12 protein-coding genes are annotated in these 17,384 nt (G+C 71.0%); 4 read left to right on the forward strand and 8 right to left on the reverse strand.

Features of this window, described 5'->3' with window-relative positions:
* Positions 1 to 371 precede the first annotated feature (371 nt).
* Entirely contained in the window at positions 372 to 4,205 is a 3,834-nt protein-coding gene (locus EIZ62_RS06705; RefSeq protein WP_156691801.1) for a GH92 family glycosyl hydrolase, read from the forward strand.
* Between the two features lie 80 nt (positions 4,206 to 4,285).
* Here the strand turns inward: EIZ62_RS06705 and acnA are convergent, their stop codons facing one another.
* The 3 genes from acnA to EIZ62_RS06720 all read right to left on the reverse strand — a co-directional run bounded on the left by acnA (position 4,286) and on the right by EIZ62_RS06720 (position 8,434).
* Positions 4,286 to 7,000 (reverse strand): aconitate hydratase AcnA, encoded by a 2,715-nt coding sequence (gene acnA, locus EIZ62_RS06710; protein ID WP_156691802.1) that lies wholly within the window; start codon positions 6,998 to 7,000, stop codon positions 4,286 to 4,288.
* A 339-nt stretch (positions 7,001 to 7,339) separates the two neighbouring features.
* The gene (locus EIZ62_RS06715) at positions 7,340 to 7,930 is read right to left on the reverse strand and encodes a hypothetical protein (RefSeq protein ID WP_244375509.1); all 591 of its coding nucleotides are present in this window, start codon (positions 7,928 to 7,930) and stop codon (positions 7,340 to 7,342) included.
* 51 nt (positions 7,931 to 7,981) lie between these two features.
* Positions 7,982 to 8,434 (reverse strand): phosphatase domain-containing protein, encoded by a 453-nt coding sequence (locus EIZ62_RS06720; protein WP_156691803.1) that lies wholly within the window; start codon positions 8,432 to 8,434, stop codon positions 7,982 to 7,984.
* A 90-nt stretch (positions 8,435 to 8,524) separates the two neighbouring features.
* On the opposite strand from EIZ62_RS06720, the gene EIZ62_RS06725 reads away from it, so the two are divergent.
* Both EIZ62_RS06725 and EIZ62_RS06730 read left to right on the forward strand, forming a co-directional pair.
* Positions 8,525 to 8,881, forward strand: coding sequence for a VOC family protein (locus EIZ62_RS06725; RefSeq protein ID WP_156691804.1), 357 nt, complete (start codon positions 8,525 to 8,527; stop codon positions 8,879 to 8,881).
* 50 nt (positions 8,882 to 8,931) lie between these two features.
* Positions 8,932 to 10,461, forward strand: a complete 1,530-nt coding sequence (locus tag EIZ62_RS06730; protein ID WP_156691805.1) for a helix-turn-helix domain-containing protein — start codon at positions 8,932 to 8,934, stop codon at positions 10,459 to 10,461.
* 19 nt (positions 10,462 to 10,480) lie between these two features.
* Here the strand turns inward: EIZ62_RS06730 and EIZ62_RS06735 are convergent, their stop codons facing one another.
* Entirely contained in the window at positions 10,481 to 11,038 is a 558-nt protein-coding gene (locus EIZ62_RS06735; protein ID WP_156691806.1) for a hypothetical protein, read from the reverse strand.
* Positions 11,039 to 11,113: 75 nt separating this feature from the next.
* Here EIZ62_RS06735 and EIZ62_RS06740 point away from each other — a divergent pair, with 75 nt between their 5' ends.
* Positions 11,114 to 11,446 carry a hypothetical protein gene (locus EIZ62_RS06740; RefSeq protein ID WP_156691807.1) on the forward strand — a complete coding sequence of 111 codons (333 nt, stop codon included), beginning with the start codon at positions 11,114 to 11,116 and terminating at the stop codon, positions 11,444 to 11,446.
* Between the two features lie 58 nt (positions 11,447 to 11,504).
* On the opposite strand, the gene EIZ62_RS06745 is transcribed toward EIZ62_RS06740, so the two are convergent.
* Genes EIZ62_RS06745 through EIZ62_RS06760 form a run of 4 tightly spaced genes read right to left on the reverse strand, consistent with a single transcriptional unit; the run spans position 11,505 to position 16,613 of the window.
* Positions 11,505 to 13,361 carry a beta-galactosidase gene (locus EIZ62_RS06745; protein WP_167536348.1) on the reverse strand — a complete coding sequence of 619 codons (1,857 nt, stop codon included), beginning with the start codon at positions 13,359 to 13,361 and terminating at the stop codon, positions 11,505 to 11,507.
* Positions 13,358 to 14,392, reverse strand: a complete 1,035-nt coding sequence (locus EIZ62_RS06750) for a zinc-dependent alcohol dehydrogenase (protein WP_156691809.1) — start codon at positions 14,390 to 14,392, stop codon at positions 13,358 to 13,360. Before EIZ62_RS06750 ends, EIZ62_RS06745 begins: the two co-directional genes overlap by 4 nt.
* On the reverse strand, positions 14,389 to 15,348 hold the full coding sequence (locus EIZ62_RS06755; RefSeq protein WP_244375511.1) for an inositol monophosphatase family protein: 960 nt from the start codon (positions 15,346 to 15,348) through the stop codon (positions 14,389 to 14,391). Before EIZ62_RS06755 ends, EIZ62_RS06750 begins: the two co-directional genes overlap by 4 nt.
* On the reverse strand, positions 15,345 to 16,613 hold the full coding sequence (locus EIZ62_RS06760; RefSeq protein WP_156691810.1) for an aspartate aminotransferase family protein: 1,269 nt from the start codon (positions 16,611 to 16,613) through the stop codon (positions 15,345 to 15,347). Before EIZ62_RS06760 ends, EIZ62_RS06755 begins: the two co-directional genes overlap by 4 nt.
* Between the last annotated feature and the right edge of the window lie 771 nt (positions 16,614 to 17,384).

Raw genomic sequence — 17,384 nt, forward strand, 5'->3', positions numbered from 1 at the left:
CCGTCCTGCTCGCCTGAGGCGAAGGGCCCCGCCACCGCGGTCATTTGCTGGGTCGTGCAGGTGCTGGGTGTTCACGCGAGTCCGGTCGTGCCATGCCACTCGGACGCCGACAGGTATAGTCCACTTCTCGTCATCTGAGCAAGATCGAAAGCAACTTTGGTCAGCAGTCTTTCCCGAGTTGAGACCTCGGGGAAATGCCGCCGCGCCCGGTCGGCATTCATCGGCCACCGGTTTCGACAGAACGGCTGAATACGATCTTCCCGTACCGTCAACACCCTTGACACCGTGCGCCACTTACCTCCCTACTGGTTCCTGCGCAGATTGCCTGACAACGTTGTCCAACGCGCTTTCGGCAGGAGGCAGGACGCGGGATGCAGCCCAGACAGCCCAGCACGTCCGGACCCAGGACCCGTCACCGATTCCCCCGTACGGCCGCCCTCGTGGCGGCCGCTTCGCTGCTCGCGGCGGGCGCCCCACCGGCCACCGCCCTCGCCCTCCCCGGGCAACCGCCCACGACGGGAACGGAGTTCCGGTCGTCCTTCGAGGCGGACGAGCGCCCACCGGACTGGCGCGACACGGTGGAGAGGGGACCCGACGGCCGCGAGCGGGCGTCCGGGGTCGACGGGGGCTTCGCGGCGGGCATACCGGGGAACGTCACCGACCAGGTCACCGCTCTGCGCGCGAGCGGGGAGAACAGCGGGGCCGGCGAGACCAAGGAAAACCTGGTCGACCTCCAGCCGAGCACCAAATGGCTGACGTTCTCCCCCACCGCCTGGGTCGAATTCGACCTGGACGAACCCGTCAAGGTGGTGACGTACGCGCTCACCTCCGCCAATGACCACGCCCCGCGCGACCCACGGAACTGGACGCTCAAGGGTTCGGCCGACGGCACGGACTGGACGGTGCTGGACACCCGCGAGGGCCAGACATTCGAAAAGCGCTTCGAGACCCGGACGTACGACTTCGACAATTCAACGGAGTACGCGCATTACCGGCTGGAGGTCACCGCGAACAACGGCGCCCCGGACATCGTCCAGCTCGCCGACGTCCAGTTCTCGAACGGTGACACCTCCACCCCCGTCCCGCCCGACATGCGCAGCCACGTCCACCGCGGCCCCGGCGGCTCCCCCACGGCCAAGGCCAACGCCGGGTTCACCGGGGTGCGGGCGCTGCGGTACGCGGGCACGCACCGGCCGGGCGGCCGGGCGTACTCGTACAACAAGGTCTTCGACGTGCACACGGCCGTGCGGCGCGACACCGAGCTGTCGTACCGGATCTTCCCGTCCCTGCCGGAGACGGACCTGCACTACCCCGCCACCCACGTCGCGGTCGACCTGGCGTTCACCGACGGCACGTACCTGAGCGACCTGCGGGCGGCCGACAGCCACGGCGGGCCGCTCTCGCCCCGGGGGCAGGGCGCGGCCAAGCGGCTCTACGTCAACCAGTGGAACCAGGTGACGTCCGGAATCGGGTCGGTGGCGGCCGGGCGGACGGTGGACCGGATCCTGGTGGCGTACGACTCGCCCAAGGGCCCGGCGACGTTCCAGGGCTGGATCGACGACATCACGATCGGGCGCGCCGCACCGGCCGAGCGGCACCTGCGCCCCTCCGACCACGTCTCGACCGTACGGGGCACCCACTCCAGCGGGTCGTTCTCGCGCGGCAACGCCTTCCCCGCGACGGCGGTCCCCCATGGCTTCAACTTCTGGACGCCGGTGACCAACGCGGCGTCCAAGAGCTGGTTGTACGAGTACGCGCGCGGCAACAACGCCGACAACCTGCCCACGGTGCAGGCATTCGCCGCCAGTCACGAGCCGAGCCCCTGGATGGGCGACCGCCAGACGTTCCAGCTGCTGCCGTCTGCGGCCACCGGTACCCCGGAGACCGACCGGGTGCGCCGGGCGCTGCCGTTCCGCCACGAGAAGGAGACGGCGAGGCCGCACTACTACGGGGTGACCTTCGAGAACGGGATCAGGGCGGAGATCACGCCGACCGACCACGCGGCGATGATGCGCTTCACCTACCCGGGCGCGGACGCGTCGGTCGTCTTCGACAACGTCACCGACGAGGGCGGGCTGACGCTCGACCCGGCGACCCGGTCGTTCACCGGCTTCTCGGACGTCAGGAGCGGTCTGTCGACCGGCGCGACCCGGATGTTCGTGTACGGCGTCTTCGACGCGCCGGTCACCGGCTCGGCGTCGGCGGGCGTCAAGGGGCACCTGCGGTTCGACGCGGGCGCCGACCGGAGCGTGACGCTGCGGATGGCGACGTCCCTGATCGGGGTGGACCAGGCGAAGCGGAACCTGGCGGCGGAGATCCCGGCCGGCACCCGGTTCGAGCGGGTGCGGGAGCGGGCGCAGGACGCCTGGGACACGCTGCTCGGCCGGGTGACCGTGGAGGGCGCGACCCGCGACCAGCTGGTCACCCTGTACTCCAACCTCTACCGGCTCTACCTCTATCCCAACTCGGGCTTCGAGAGGGTCGGCGGGAAGAACCGGTACGCGAGCCCGTTCTCCCCGCGGACCGGCCCCGACACCCCGACGCACACCGGTGCGAAGATCGTGGACGGGAAGGTGTACGTCAACAACGGCTTCTGGGACACCTATCGCACCACCTGGCCCGCCTACTCCTTCCTCACCCCGCGCAAGGCGGGCGAACTGGTGGACGGCTTCGTCCAGCAGTACAAGGACGGCGGCTGGATCTCCCGCTGGTCCTCCCCCGGCTACGCGGACCTGATGACCGGCACGTCGTCGGACGTGGCCTTCGCCGACGCGTACGTCAAGGGCGTGGACTTCGACGCGGAGGCGGCGTACGAGGCGGCGCTGAAGAACGCGACGGTGGTGCCGCCCTCGTCGGGCGTCGGCCGCAAGGGCATGGAGACGTCACCGTTCCTCGGCTACGCCTCGACCGCGACGCACGAGGGCCTGTCCTGGTCGCTGGAGGGCTACCTCAACGACTACGGCCTGGCGAGGATGGCGGAGGTGCTGCACGAGAAGACCGGAAAGGCGCGCTACCGGGAGGAGGCCGCCTACTTCCGCGACCGGGCCCGCGCCTACGTCACGCTCTTCGACAAGGAGGCCGGCTTCTTCCAGGGCCGGGACCTCAAGGGCGGGTGGCGGGTGCCGTCGGCCTCGTACGACCCGAGGGTGTGGGGCTACGACTACACCGAGACCAACGGCTGGGGGTACGCCTTCACCGCCCCGCAGGACAGCCGGGGCCTGGCCAACCTCTACGGCGGCCGGGCCGGGCTGGCGAAGAAGCTCGACACCTACTTCGCCACGCCCGAGACCGCCTCGCCCGAGTTCGTCGGCTCGTACGGCAGTGTCATCCACGAGATGACGGAGGCGCGGGACGTGCGGATGGGCATGTACGGGCACTCCAACCAGGTGGCGCACCACGTCCCGTACCTGTACAATGCCGCCTCGCAGCCGTGGAAGACGCAGGAGAAGGTGCGCGAGGTGCTGTCCCGCCTCTACACCGGCAGCGAGATCGGGCAGGGCTACCACGGTGACGAGGACAACGGCGAGCAGTCCGCCTGGTGGCTGTTCTCGGCGCTCGGGTTCTATCCGCTGGTGATGGGGAGCGGGGAGTACGCGGTCGGCTCGCCGCTGTTCACCAAGGCGACCGTGCGGATGGACAACGGCCGCACGCTGGTGGTCAAGGCGCCGGAGAACAGCGCGCGGAACGTCTACGTGCAGGGGCTGAAGGTCAACGGCGAGCGGTGGTCGTCCACGGCGCTGCCGCACGCGCTGCTCGCGCGGGGCGGGACGCTGGAGTTCGCCATGGGGCCGGAGCCCTCGGCGTGGGGCACGGGGCCGGGCGCGGCGCCCGTCTCCCTCACCCGCGACGACAAGGTGCCCTCGCCGCCGCGTGACGTGCTGGCGGGCGCGGGCGAGCTGTTCGACGACACCTCGGCGACGTCCGCCTCCATGGAGGGGGTGGAGCTGCCGGTCCCGGCGGGCGGTGTGCGGGCGGTGCGGTACACGCTGACGTCGGCGGCGCGGGACGCGGCCCCGACGGGGTGGGTGCTCCAGGGGTCGCGGGACGGTACGCGGTGGACGGACCTGGACCGGCGGTCGGGCGAGTCGTTCGCCTGGGACCGGCAGACCCGGGTGTTCACCGTGTCCCGGCCGGGGACGTACGCGAGGTACCGGCTGGTGCCGGGCGCGGTGTCGGTGCTGGCGGAGGTGGAGCTGCTGCGCTGAGCCGTGCGTGTGCTTTCCGATACGCAGAAGGGCCGCACCCCGTCGTCGGACGGGGTGCGGCCCTCGCCGCGTACCGACCCTTAGTTGCGGATCAGGTTGCGCAGCACGTACTGCATGATGCCGCCGTTGCGGTAGTAGTCGGCCTCACCGGGGGTGTCGATGCGGACGACCGCGTCGAACTCGACACCGGTGTCGGTGGTGACCTTCACCGTGCGGGGCGTGCGGCCCTCGTTGAGCTCGGTGACGCCGGTGAAGGAGAAGGTCTCCTCGCCGGTCAGGCCGAGCGACTGGGCGGACGCGCCCTCGGGGAACTGGAGCGGCAGGACGCCCATGCCGATGAGGTTCGAGCGGTGGATGCGCTCGTAGGACTCGGCGATGACGGCCTTGACGCCGAGGAGCGCGGTGCCCTTGGCGGCCCAGTCACGGGACGAACCGGAGCCGTACTCCTTGCCGGCCAGGACGACGAGCGGGATGCCCTGGTCGATGTAGTTGCGGGAGGCGTCGTAGATGAACGACACCGGGCCGTCCGCCTGGGTGAAGTCGCGGGTGTAGCCGCCCTCGGTGCCCGGCGCGATCTGGTTGCGCAGGCGGATGTTGGCGAACGTGCCGCGGATCATGACCTCGTGGTTGCCGCGGCGCGAGCCGTAGCTGTTGAAGTCGCGGCGCTCGACGCCGTGCTCCGTGAGGTACTGGCCGGCGGGGGTGTCGGCCTTGATGGCGCCGGCCGGGGAGATGTGGTCGGTGGTGACCGAGTCGCCCAGCTTGGCGAGGACGCGGGCGCCGGTGATGTCGGTGACGGGGCTCGGGTCCATCTGCATGCCCTCGAAGTAGGGGGGCTTGCGGACGTAGGTGGACTCGGTGTCCCACTCGAAGGTGTTGCCGGTCGGGATGGGCAGCGCCTGCCACTGGGCGTCTCCCGCGAAGACGTCCTGGTAGGACTTGTTGAACATGTCCTCGCCGATGGCGCTCGCGACGACGTCGTTCACCTCGGCCTCGGAGGGCCAGATGTCCTTGAGGAAGACCGGCTTGCCGTCCTGGTCGGTGCCCAGGGCGTCCTTGGTGATGTCCACCTTCATGGAGCCGGCGAGGGCGTACGCGACGACCAGCGGCGGCGACGCCAGGTAGTTCATCTTGACGTCGGGGTTGATCCGGCCCTCGAAGTTGCGGTTGCCGGAGAGGACCGACGTCACGGCGAGGTCGTGGTCGTTGACGGCCTTGGAGACCTCCTCCGGCAGCGGGCCGGAGTTGCCGATGCAGGTGGTGCAGCCGTAGCCGACGAGGTTGAAGCCGACCTTGTCGAGGTACGGGGTCAGGCCCGCCTTGTCGAAGTAGTCGGTGACGACCTTGGAGCCGGGGGCGAGGGTGGTCTTGACCCACGGCTTGCGGGTCAGGCCCTTCTCGACCGCCTTCTTGGCCACCAGCGCGGCGGCGACCATGACGTACGGGTTCGAGGTGTTGGTGCAGGAGGTGATCGCGGCGACGGTGACGGCGCCGTGGTCCAGCTCGTAGGTGGTGCCGTCGGGGGCGGTGACGGTGACCGGGTTGGACGGCACGCCGTTGCTCATGGCCGGGGCGTCGGAGGCCGGGAAGGACTCCTGGCCCGCCTCGTCGACCAGGTCGACGTAGTTGCGGACGTCCTGCTTGAACTGCTCGGCGGCGTTCGCCAGGACGATGCGGTCCTGCGGGCGCTTCGGGCCGGCGATGGAGGGGACGACCGTGGAGAGGTCGAGTTCCAGCTTCTCGGAGAAGTCCGGCTCGGCGGCCGGGTCGAGCCAGAGGCCCTGCTCCTTGGCGTACGCCTCGACGAGGGCGACCTGCTGCTCGGAGCGGCCGGTGAGCTTGAGGTAGCTCAGGGTCTCGCCGTCGATCGGGAAGATCGCGGCGGTGGAGCCGAACTCGGGCGACATGTTGCCGATGGTGGCGCGGTTCGCGAGGGAGGTGGCGGCGACGCCCTCGCCGTAGAACTCGACGAACTTGCCGACGACGCCGTGCTTGCGCAGCATCTCGGTGATGGTGAGCACCAGGTCGGTGGCGGTGGTGCCGGTGGGCAGCTCGCCGGTGAGCTTGAAGCCGACCACGCGCGGGATCAGCATGGAGACCGGCTGGCCCAGCATGGCGGCCTCGGCCTCGATGCCGCCGACGCCCCAGCCGAGCACACCGAGGCCGTTGACCATGGTGGTGTGGGAGTCGGTGCCGACGAGGGTGTCGGGGTACGCCTGGCCGTTGCGGACCATGACGGTGCGGGCCAGGTGCTCGATGTTCACCTGGTGGACGATGCCGGTGCCCGGGGGCACGACCTTGAAGTCGTCGAACGCGGTCTGGCCCCAGCGCAGGAACTGGTAGCGCTCCTTGTTGCGGCCGTACTCCAGCTCGACGTTCTGGCCGAAGGCGTCCGCGGTGCCGAACTTGTCGGCGATGACGGAGTGGTCGATGACCAGCTCGGCCGGGGAGAGCGGGTTGACCTTCGCCGGGTCGCCGCCGAGCTCCTTGACGGCCTCGCGCATGGTGGCGAGGTCGACGACACACGGCACACCGGTGAAGTCCTGCATGATCACGCGGGCCGGCGTGAACTGGATCTCCTGGCTCGGCTGAGCCTGGGAGTCCCAGCTGCCGAGGGCCCGGATGTGGTCGGCGGTGATGTTCGCGCCGTCCTCGGTGCGGAGCAGGTTCTCCAGGAGCACCTTCAGGCTGTACGGGAGGCGCGCGGAGCCCTCGACCTTGTCCAGCCTGAAGATCTCGTACGACTCGTCGCCCACGCGCAGCGTGCTGCGGGCGTCGAAGCTGTTCGCCGACACGACAGTCTCCTTCATCAATGTGCGCGTTCTTACCGCATCCTGCCTCGAAGGCTCCTCGCCGATCCGCTAAGGTAAGACTTAGTTAGGTAACCCTTACCGGCTGGCGCGGCTGCGGTGCGTCTTTCGGCAGATATCTCGATGTCGAGATAACTCTAGTACATGACCCCGCCCCGCGACGAGGCACGCCCCGTCGCCGGTCGCGGTTCGCCGGGTGCGGGCGGTCTCGTGCGTCTCGTCGGCGGCTCGCGTACGTCCTGTCGGCGGTTCGCGTGCGTCCTGTCGGCGGCTCGCGTGGGCACCGGCGGGGCCCACCGTGGGCGCCGTGCGTTCGTGTGGTGCTCAGTCGAAGATGTCCAGGGCATCCGCCCAGGATCCGCCCTCGGCGGGGCGGGCGCGCATCGGGCGCGGCTCGGGATAGTTCGCCGTCGCGGCCCTCGCGCGGACGATCTCCGGCCCGCCGCACGCCGCGACCGCGAAGGCGCCGAAGACCTTCGCGAAGGCGGCCGGGTCGCGGAACTCCACGCCGTACGCCCGGCCGTCCAGCAGCGGCACCCACACCACGCGGTCAAACCGCCGCCACTCCAGCACCGGCTGGTCGTCCGCGGTCGAACGCCCCTCCAGCCACAGCCGCGCCACATGGAGCAGGTTCACCTCCTCCACGGGGAGGCGCTTGCGCCGTATCCGCAGTTCACGCGTCGTCAGCGTGACCAGGTGGTCCTTCTTCGGGTACCAGACGACGCCGATGCCGAACGGCACCCACAGAATGACGCCGATCACCAGCCAGACCAGACCGTCGCCCCAGGAGCGGAGCAGCCCGCCGTCCAGCAGGCCCAGGACCCCGAAGACCAGAGCCCACTTCGCCGTCATCCGCCAGAAACCCGTGCCCTGCCGGTACAGGACCCGCCGCTTGCTCGCCGTCGTGATCGTCATACCGGCACGCTATCCGCCGCTCCACGGCACCCTTGCGGGGCCGCGGGTGTCTCAGGGGCGGTCGAACCGGCGGACGAAACGCTTCTGCCAGGGGGTCTCGACGGCGTGCCGGTCGTAGTGGAGACGCACGAAGCGCACCGCTTCGTCCCCGGGGACGCCGTCGAGTACGGCGAGACAGGCCAGCGCCGTACCGGTCCGGCCGCGGCCGCCGCCGCAGGCGATCTCGACGCGCTCGGCGGCGGCGCGCTCCCACGCGATACGCAGGACGTCCCGGGCCCGCACCGGATCACTGGGCAGCCGGAAGTCCGGCCAGCGCAGCCACCGCGCCTCCCACGGAACCGCGGGCGCCTGCCGGCCGAGCAGGTACACCCCGAAGTCGGGCGCGGGGCCCGCGGGGAGCGGCCGGCGCAGCGCACGGCCGCGGACCAGGCGCCCGGAGGGGAGCCGCAGGACTCCCGGCTCGTCGGCGTTCCAGGTGGTGGGCGGGCTCGGGGTGGGGGTCATCCCCTCACCGTAGTCACGGCGCGGGGGCGGTGGGCCCCGAACGGCGGATCACCGGTGGCGGGGGCGGGCCGGTGTGCCGAGCATCGGAGCATGTTCAGTGGCGCGCACGTCATCCTCTACACCAAGGACGCGGACGCCGACCGGGCGTTCCTGAGGGACGTGCTCGGGTTCGACGGGGTCGACGCGGGGCGCGGCTGGCTCATCTTCAGGCTGCCGCCCGCCGAGGTCGCCGTACACCCGACCCCGGGCGAGCCGCGGCACGAGTTCTACCTGATGTGCGACGACATCGAGGGCACGCTCCGCAGGCTCGCGGACCGGGGGGCGGAGGTCTCAAGGCCGGTCAGTGACCAGGGGTGGGGCCTGCTGGCGGCGGTACGGCTGCCCAGCGGCGCCGAACTCCCGCTCTACGAACCCCGTCACCCCACGGCGCACAGCCTGTCACCCTGATGGCCTACCCCCACGCGAGCGTCATCTCATATCTGAGATAACCTGCCCCCATGGCAGACGACTACCTCGTACGCATCGGCAAGCTCATCCGTGACGCCCGGCAGCACCGCGGCTGGACGCAGACGCAGCTCGCCGAGGCGCTGGCCACAAGTCAGAGCGCCGTCAACCGCATTGAGCGCGGGAACCAGAACATCAGCCTTGAGATGATCGCCCGGATCGGCGAGGCGCTCGACAGTGAAATCGTGTCACTCGGGTACGCGGGACCCATGCACCTCCGCGTAGTGGGCGGGCGCCGGCTCTCCGGCTCCATCGACGTCAAGACGAGCAAGAACGCGTGCGTGGCGCTGCTGTGCGCCTCGCTCCTCAACAAGGGCCGAACGACGCTGCGGCGGGTCGCCCGGATCGAGGAGGTCTACCGGCTGCTGGAGGTCCTCAACTCCATCGGCGTGCGCACCCGTTGGATCAACGACGGGATGGACCTGGAGATCGTCCCGCCCGCGCACCTCGACATGGCGGCCATCGACGCGGACGCGGCCCGCCGCACCCGGTCCATCATCATGTTCCTCGGCCCGCTGCTGCACCGGCTGCGCCAGTTCAAACTCCCGTACGCGGGCGGCTGCGACCTCGGTACGCGCACGATCGAGCCGCACATGATCGCCCTGCGCCGGTTCGGCCTGGACATCACCGCCACCGAGGGCCTGTACCACGCGGAGGTGGACCGCCAGGTCACCCCGGACCGGCCGATCGTCCTGACCGAGCGCGGCGACACGGTGACCGAGAACGCGCTGCTCGCCGCCGCCCGCCACAACGGCGTCACGGTCATCCGCAACGCCTCCTCCAACTACATGGTCCAGGACCTGTGCTTCTTCCTGGAGGCCCTGGGTGTACGGGTCGAGGGCATCGGCACCACCACCCTCACCGTGCACGGCGTGCCGGCCATCGACGTGGACGTCGACTACTCCCCCTCCGAGGACCCGGTCGAGGCGATGAGCCTGCTGGCCGCGGCGGTCGTCACCGAGTCGGAGCTCACGATCCGCCGCGTACCGATCGAGTTCCTGGAGATCGAGCTCGCGGTCCTGGAGGAGATGGGCCTCGACCACGACCGCACGGCCGAGTACGCCGCCGACAACGGCCGCACCCGGCTGGTGGACCTGACCGTCCGGCCCTCCAAGCTGGAGGCTCCGATCGACAAGATCCACCCGATGCCCTTCCCGGGCCTGAACATCGACAACGTCCCGTTCTTCGCGGCGATCGCGGCGGCCGCCCAGGGCCAGACCCTCATCCACGACTGGGTCTACGACAACCGGGCGATCTACCTCACCGACCTCAACCGCCTGGGCGGCCGCCTCCAGCTCCTGGACCCCCACCGCGTCCTCGTCGAGGGCCCCACCCGCTGGCGCGCCGCCGAGATGATGTGCCCGCCCGCCCTGCGCCCCGCGGTGGTCGTCCTGCTCGCCATGATGGCCGCCGAGGGGACGTCCGTGCTGCGCAACGTGTACGTCATCAACCGGGGTTACGAGGACCTGGCGGAGCGCCTGAACTCGGTGGGCGCGCAGATCGAGATCTTCCGGGACATCTGAGACAAGGATGACGCGGCCGTCAGCCGGTTCGCGGGGTCCACGTCTCGCGTGACGGGTGGTCGGCCGCTTCCTGGGGGACGCGGGCGCAGGGGGTGTAGCCGGTGAGGAAGAGGGTGGTGGTGTGGTTGTTCCAGTCCAGGTGGAACTGGTCGCCCGTCGCCGGGTCCTTCACCACGAAGCCGTACAGGATGCTCTGCGCGGTCTTGCGGTTGTCCAGGTGGGTGACGGTCCAGCCCGCGGAGGTGAAGCGCTTCCGCAGGCGGGCCTCCGTGGTGCGGGCGACTTCGGCGGGGATGCCTTCGACCTCCCAGCGGAGTTCGTAGGTGACCACGTCGGGGAGGGACTCCTCGATGGTGAACCCGCCCGCCATGCAGCTGTGACCAGGGTCCACCGTGGAGGGGGTCACCGCCTTGTGCGGGGGGAGCGCCATGCCGTCGTAGGCCCACTGCGCCCGGTCGGTCAGCCGCTGGTGGAGCACCTCCGGGTCGCCGGAGGGGTAGTCGGTCTCCAGGGCTGAGCACCCGGTGGCCGTCAGGGCGGCGAGCAGCAGGGCCAGGAGCGGGGCGGTCTTCCTCATGGGGCAACCGTACGAACGGGCCGGCGGCGACGGCATGAGTACCCGTACTCAACGGGGGCCGTTAGGCTCCGGCGCATGAGGGGAAGCAGCGCGCGTGAGGTCCGGCTGAACCGGCTGTGGGGCGCCGTGTGCGCCTTCGCGGGGGTCTTCCTGGTGTTGTGGGCGGTGTCCTGGGTGCGGGCGAGCGTGGTCCACGAGGACCTGGAGAACCGGTGTGGGGACCTGAGCACCTCCGCGTTCCCCTTCGAGAAGTCCTGCGTGCACGAGGACGGCACGGTCGAGGGGGCGAACGGCGTGCTGTTCGAGGGGGTGTTCCTCGGCTCGATGGGCGCGGCCGCGGCCTGTCTGGCGGCCGTGGTGGCGATGGAGGCGGCCGCGCGGTCGGGGTCGGGGGCGGTTCGCCGGTGAGGCGACCACGGGCTCCCGTGGCGCGGGAGCCCGTGGTTCGCGGGCGGCGGCCCGTGCCTCAGTGCGGGGGCAGGATGCGGGTGTCCTCCGCGGGGCGGCCGCCCACGGTCAGGCCGGGCTCGGGGGCGCCGGGTGACGCGGGGGTGGTGAGCCAGGCCGTGAGGGCGCCGTCCGTGAGGACGGCCACCACGGCGGTGCCGGGCGGGACGGTCAGCTCGCAGCGCTCGTCGCCCACCGGTCCGGTGACCCGGTCGGTGCTCCGCGTGGAGTTGAACGCGGCGACGAACTCGGTGCGCCGAGCCCGGTCCGTCCGGCGCAGGACGGCGGCCCGGCCCCCGGTGCTGGTCCATGCCGCCGACGGCACGTCCGCGAGCAGTTCCTCCAGCCGCTCGGCCACCGCGTGGTCCGCGGGCGCGCCGTCGCCGGGGCGGAGCACCGCCACGGGGAGCCCGCCGGTGCCGCCGGGGACGGTGCCGTCGTCGCCGAGCCACTGGGGGTCGACCAGGAGGGATCGCCGCAGCAGGACGTCGTGGACGGCTTCGGCGGTCTGGCGCAGCGCGGTGTCCGTGCCGGGCGTCCAGGCCTCGGCCTCGGGCAGGGCGCGGTCGACGACCAGGACGGCGTCCCGTTCCAGTTCCCCGGCCAGCAGGTGGCCGCCGAACCGGTCGAGGAACGTGCTGAGCAGCCGCAGTCCCTGTGCCGTGGCGCCGGGCTCGCCGTTCTCGGTGGCGGGCGCGCCCGGGCAGTAGGGCGGGGCGTGGAGCGCGGGTTCCACTCCTTCGGCCAGGAGGCCCTGGGCGTCCATGTCGATGTCGGCGCCCCACGTGGAGGTGGCGCACGCCGTGTAGACGCTCACCGTGCGGGAGCCGAGCATCAGCGCCAGGAGCGCGTTGAACACCGGGACGCGCGCCTCGGCGAAGCCGCTGTCCGTCCAGGTGAAGCCCCAGTTGGCTTCGAGGACGTCGGTACGGCCGAGCCGGATGCCGAGCAGGTGGGCGCGGAAGGACTCGGGGTCGGCGCTCGGGTTGCCCACCCATTCGGTGTGGCCCACGTGGTGTCCGGAGCCGGCGATGGCTCGGGTGCGCGCGGCCCAGGCGTCGACGGTGGGCTCGGGGCCGGCGACCGGCGCGAGCGGCACGTTGACGACCTTGGCGACTCCGTCCGGAAGGAGGCCGGCAAGCCAGTCCCACACGTCGGTGATGGCGTGGCCGGCCCACTGGGACCACAGTGTGCGCAGTTCCGGCGGCCACTGGGCGGCGTCGCCCGCCGCCTGGGGCGCCAGGTCCCCGACACCGCGGCCGGCCAGCCATTTCGCGAACTCGGCGCGTGCGGCCGGGCCGGCGTCCTGGCTGGTGATCGGCAGGTGGGCGTCACCGCAGATGCCCTCGTTGCCCAACTGGACCGCCACGACGGGCCCGTGCGGGGCGAGGGCCGGGGTGATCACCCGGTCGGCCACGGCCCGCATCCAGACGGCGACCTCGTCGCGGACGTCCGGGTCGAACAGGCTGGGCAGCGGCTGGGCCTGGGAGGTCAGCGCCCGGCCGTGGAGCCCTGCGTAGGGGGCGCGGTCCGGGGTGCACAGCCGGTCCGGCAGGCCGCCGAGCTGGACCTCGGCGTGGATGAACGGCCCCGGCTTGAGCAGGACGCGCAGCCCGGCCGCGGCGGCGGCGTCGAGGAGGCCGGCCACGTCGCGCTGGGGGTCGGTGACTCCGGTGAAGTCGAAGGTGCGCTGCCCGTCGGTGACGGTCTCGTGGAAGCGCCACGGCAGGTAGCAGGAGACCACGTCGACGCCGAGTCCGCGCAGTTCGCGCAGGTTGGCGGCCCATCGGTCGGGGTGGGCCCGGTAGTAGGGGTACTCGCCGATGACGACCGGGCGGTCGAGGCCGGGAAGGTGGGAGGAGAAGGGAGGGTTCACCCGCGCGCTCCGGCCGGTCCCGGGACGAGTACGACCTTGAGTGCCGAGTACGGCGTGCCGGGGGCCGCGGCGAGGGCGGCGAACGCCTCGTCGTGCTCCTCCAGCGGGAAGCGGTGGGTGATCAGCTTCTCCAGCGGCAGCCACCGGGCGAGTTCGATCGCCTTGGGGAACAGCCTGCTGTTGTAGTCGCCGGCGCCGATGATCTGGAGGCCGCGCTGGAGGATCTCCAGGGGCCGTACGGTCGCCGACGCGTTGCTGTTGTAGCCCATGACGACGACCCGGCCGCGGGTGGCGGCGTACTCCATGCTCTGTTCGAGCAGGCTGCCGACGGTGTCGATCACGACGTCACCGCGTCCGGTGAGGCCCTCCTCGTCGGGGGCGTGGACGCTGACCCGCCCGTCGTCGGTGTGGGAGAACACCTGGCGGCACAGTTCCTGGCGGTACGGGTCGGGTTCGGTCAGCAGCACCCGGGCGCCGTAGTGGTGGGCGGCCAGCGCGCACACCACGCCGACGGGGCCGCCGCCGACGACGACCGCCGTCTCACCGGCCTGGAGGCGGCCCGCCTCGATGTTGTTCAGGGCGCAGGCCAGGGGTTCGACCACCGACGCGCGGTCGAAGTCCATGCCGTCGGGCATGGGGTGGATGAACCGCTGGGGCAGCCGGATGTACTCGGCGAAGGCGCCGTCCAGGTCGAGGCCGACCTCGGTGCCCGCCTTGTTCTGGCAGAAGTCCCAGTGGCCCTCGAGGCAGGTGGGGCAACCGCCGCAGTAGAGCGTGGGGTTGATGATGACGCGGTCACCGGGCTTGTGGTCCGTCACGGCGGAGCCGGTGGAGTCGACGACGCCGACCGCCTCGTGTCCCATCACCACGCCGGGCTCGGCGGGGAACTTGCCGACCAGCACGCTGCGGTCGGTGCCGCACACCCCGGTCTGGACGACCCGCACGACGACGTCCGTGGGGGCGGTGGCCTCCGGCTTGGGGTGGTCGACGAGCGAGAGGGTGCGCCGTTCGTCGAGTATCAGGGCCTTCATGCGGTGTCTCCCGTGGTCGGGGTGGTGGCGGTGGCCGGGATGTCCCACCGGATCGCGTCCAGGAGGTGCTTGTGCAGCTCGGGGGTGGCGGTCGCGACGCAGGACTTCTGGTTCATGGGGTCCAGGTCGAGCAGGGCGGTGGTCCCGAGGTCGTCGCCGTAGGCGTCGGTGATCGTCACTCCGCACTGCTTGGCGAGGTAGACCGCGGCGGCGATGTCGTACGGGAAGAGGTGGAGGATGGATCCGCGCCCGGCTGCCAGGAACTCGGCCTCGGTCCGCGGGTGGTCGCGCAGCACGCGGTTGCCGATGTCGACGTACGCGTCGAGCTGGCCGGTGATGATGCGGGAGATGGAGAAGGTGGCGCTGTTGAACACGAAGACACCGCCGGTGTTGGCCGACCGGTCCACCAGGTGCCCGTAGGCCGCGTTCATCAGGTGCATGGGGTGGCCGTTGAACTCGATCGACCAGAACATCCTCGCCGGGTCGGTCGTCCGGCTGAGCCGCGGCAGCCCGTGGCGGTAGCCGGAGCTGGACAGCCCCTCCTCGTCGTCGCCGTAGATCCAGGCGCCGCTCTTGATCTCCAGGAGGTGCGCGGCGGTGACGTCGGCCAGGGTCGGTGAGGCGGTGGTGAGCGGTGCCGCGGCGATGGACACCATGCCCATCTCCAGGCCGGCGGAGGTGGGGCGGGTGCCGTCGATGGGGTCGACGACCAGGACGTACCGGGGGTCGGGCGCGAGCTCGACCAGCGACCCGTCCTCGGTGTAGACGGCGAGGGGGATCTCGGCGTTCTCCCGCAGGTAGTCCAGTACGGCACGCTCGGCGATCTCGTCGACGTCGAACTGGGCGTCGCCGCCGGGTGAGTCGCCGTGCACCTGCCGGGCCAGTCCGCGGTCCGCGTAGGCCAGCAGTTCCTCGCGCACGTGCCGGCCGAGGCCGGTGAGGAGTTCCTTCATCATGACGACAGCTCCGCCCGGAACAGGTTCTCCAGGCGGTCGCAGAGCAGCTCGGCCTGGTCGAGGGTGAGGATCAGCGGCGGGCGGATCTTGAGCACGTTGCCGAATCCGTAGCGGGAGGTCCGCAGGATCAGCCCGTGCCGCATGGCCGCGCCGGCCAGGTGGTTGGTGAGCTTCACGGCCGGTTCGCCGTCGGGCTCGACGATCTCGAAGCCGATCATCAGGCCGACTCCGCGTACGTCGGCGATGGCCGGGTAGCGGGTCCGCATGTCGGCGAGACGGCCGAGTATGTAGTTGCCGGTGGCCCGTACGTTGGCGAGGAAGTCCGGCTGCCGGACGATGTCGAGGGTGACGTTGGCCGCCGCGGCCGCGAGCAGGTTCGCCCCGTACGTGAAGGAGTGGTGGTTGGCCGGCAGGCCCGCCAGGCGCTCGTTGGTGAGGATCGCGGCGACCTGGGCGCCGGAGCCGCCGAGGCCCTTGGCGGTGGTGATGGCGTCGGGTTCGACACCGAAGTGCTGGGCGGCGAACATCTCGCCGGTGCGGCCGATTCCGGTCTGGATCTCGTCGAAGATCAGCACGATGTCGTGCTCGTCGCAGAAGGCGCGGAGCTTCTGGAAGTAGCCGTCCGGCGGGACGATGTTGCCGCCGTTGCCGGAGATCGGCTCGACCACGATCGCGGCGACCTGGCCGGTGCTCGCGTACTCCAGGAAGTCCTCGATGCGGTCGACGCACATCATTCCGCAGCTGCCGGCCTTCTGCCCGTAGAAGCAGCGGAAGCAGTACGGGTCCGGGACCTGGAGGGTGCGCGGGAAGAGGGAGGGGAACGGCTCCTTGCGGAAGGCGTTCCCGGACATCGAGGTCATCATCATGGTCTGCCCGAGGTGGCTGCGGAACAGCGAGATGACCTCGGAGCGCCCGGTGGCGTGCTGCGCCATCTTGATGGCGCCCTCGTTGGCGGTGGATCCGCCGGAGACCTTGGGGTGCACCCGGGTGAGGTTGTCCGGGGAGACCTCCACGAGACGGCGCACCAGGCCGTTGATCGGGTCGCTCTGCATGGAGGAGGTCAGGTGGGTGAAGAGGTCTAACTGCTCCTTCATCGCCGCGATGACCGCCGGATGCGAGTAGCCCAGGCTGAGGTTGAAGGTGGCGGAGGCGCAGTCGAGGTATTCCTTGCCGTCCTCGTCGTAGAGGTAGATGCCCTCGCCGCGCACCATCTTCTGGGCGCTGACGGGGTAGTAGATGAAGTCACGTACGTCTGTGACGTCCATGGGGGTCCCTTCTTGGGCGCATGCTGTCGCGTGGTGCCGTGTGACGGGGTGGGTGGCCGGGTCATGGCCGGGTGGCCGTGGTCATGGCCGGGTGTCCGCGCAGGCCGGGGCGGCCGTGGGCGGAGGCGTGGGGTGGGAGGGGATGGCCCGCGGTGTACGGGCCTGGTGGACGACCCGGTGCACGGGCGCGGTGGGTGCCCGGCGTACCGGCCCGGTGGGTGCCCGGCGTGCCGCCCGGTGTACGGCCGCCGGTGTTCGGCTGCCTGCCGGTGCCGGTAGCGGGACCGGTGTCGGGACCGTCGCCCGGGGCGGGCCGGGACGGGTCAGGCGATGACGTGTCCCGCCGGTCCGGCGCCCACGGCGGTGGGGCGCCGTGCCGCGGCGGGCCGCGGGGTCACAGGTGTCCTGTGACATCGCGGTGCGGCTGTGCAGTGCGCGCCCCCCGGCGCGACCTGGGTATCGCTGTCGCTGTTCATGTTTCCCCGGACAACGGCGCTGCGCTGTGGCCGCGCATGGCTACTGGTGGGTCGGTGAGCATGACTGGTCAGGTCTGTCGCGCGGGCCGATGGGCTGTCCCGCGAGGTGTGCGGGAGTGGTGTGCCGCGGTGGGCACTTCCGGCTCCCGACAACTGGACTCTAACAGGATCCCTGTTCGACGCCTAGATCATTCCGTGGTCAACCTATTTCTCGCCGTTCGGGAGTCACGACGCCGGGAAGCGCTCCTCCTGCACCCCGTTGACCTGCGTAAATGACCTGCCGTCGCGGCCGTGC

Origin of the sequence: Streptomyces ficellus (genome assembly GCF_009739905.1) — a bacterium.
Classification (GTDB): Bacteria; Actinomycetota; Actinomycetes; order Streptomycetales; family Streptomycetaceae; genus Streptomyces; species Streptomyces ficellus_A.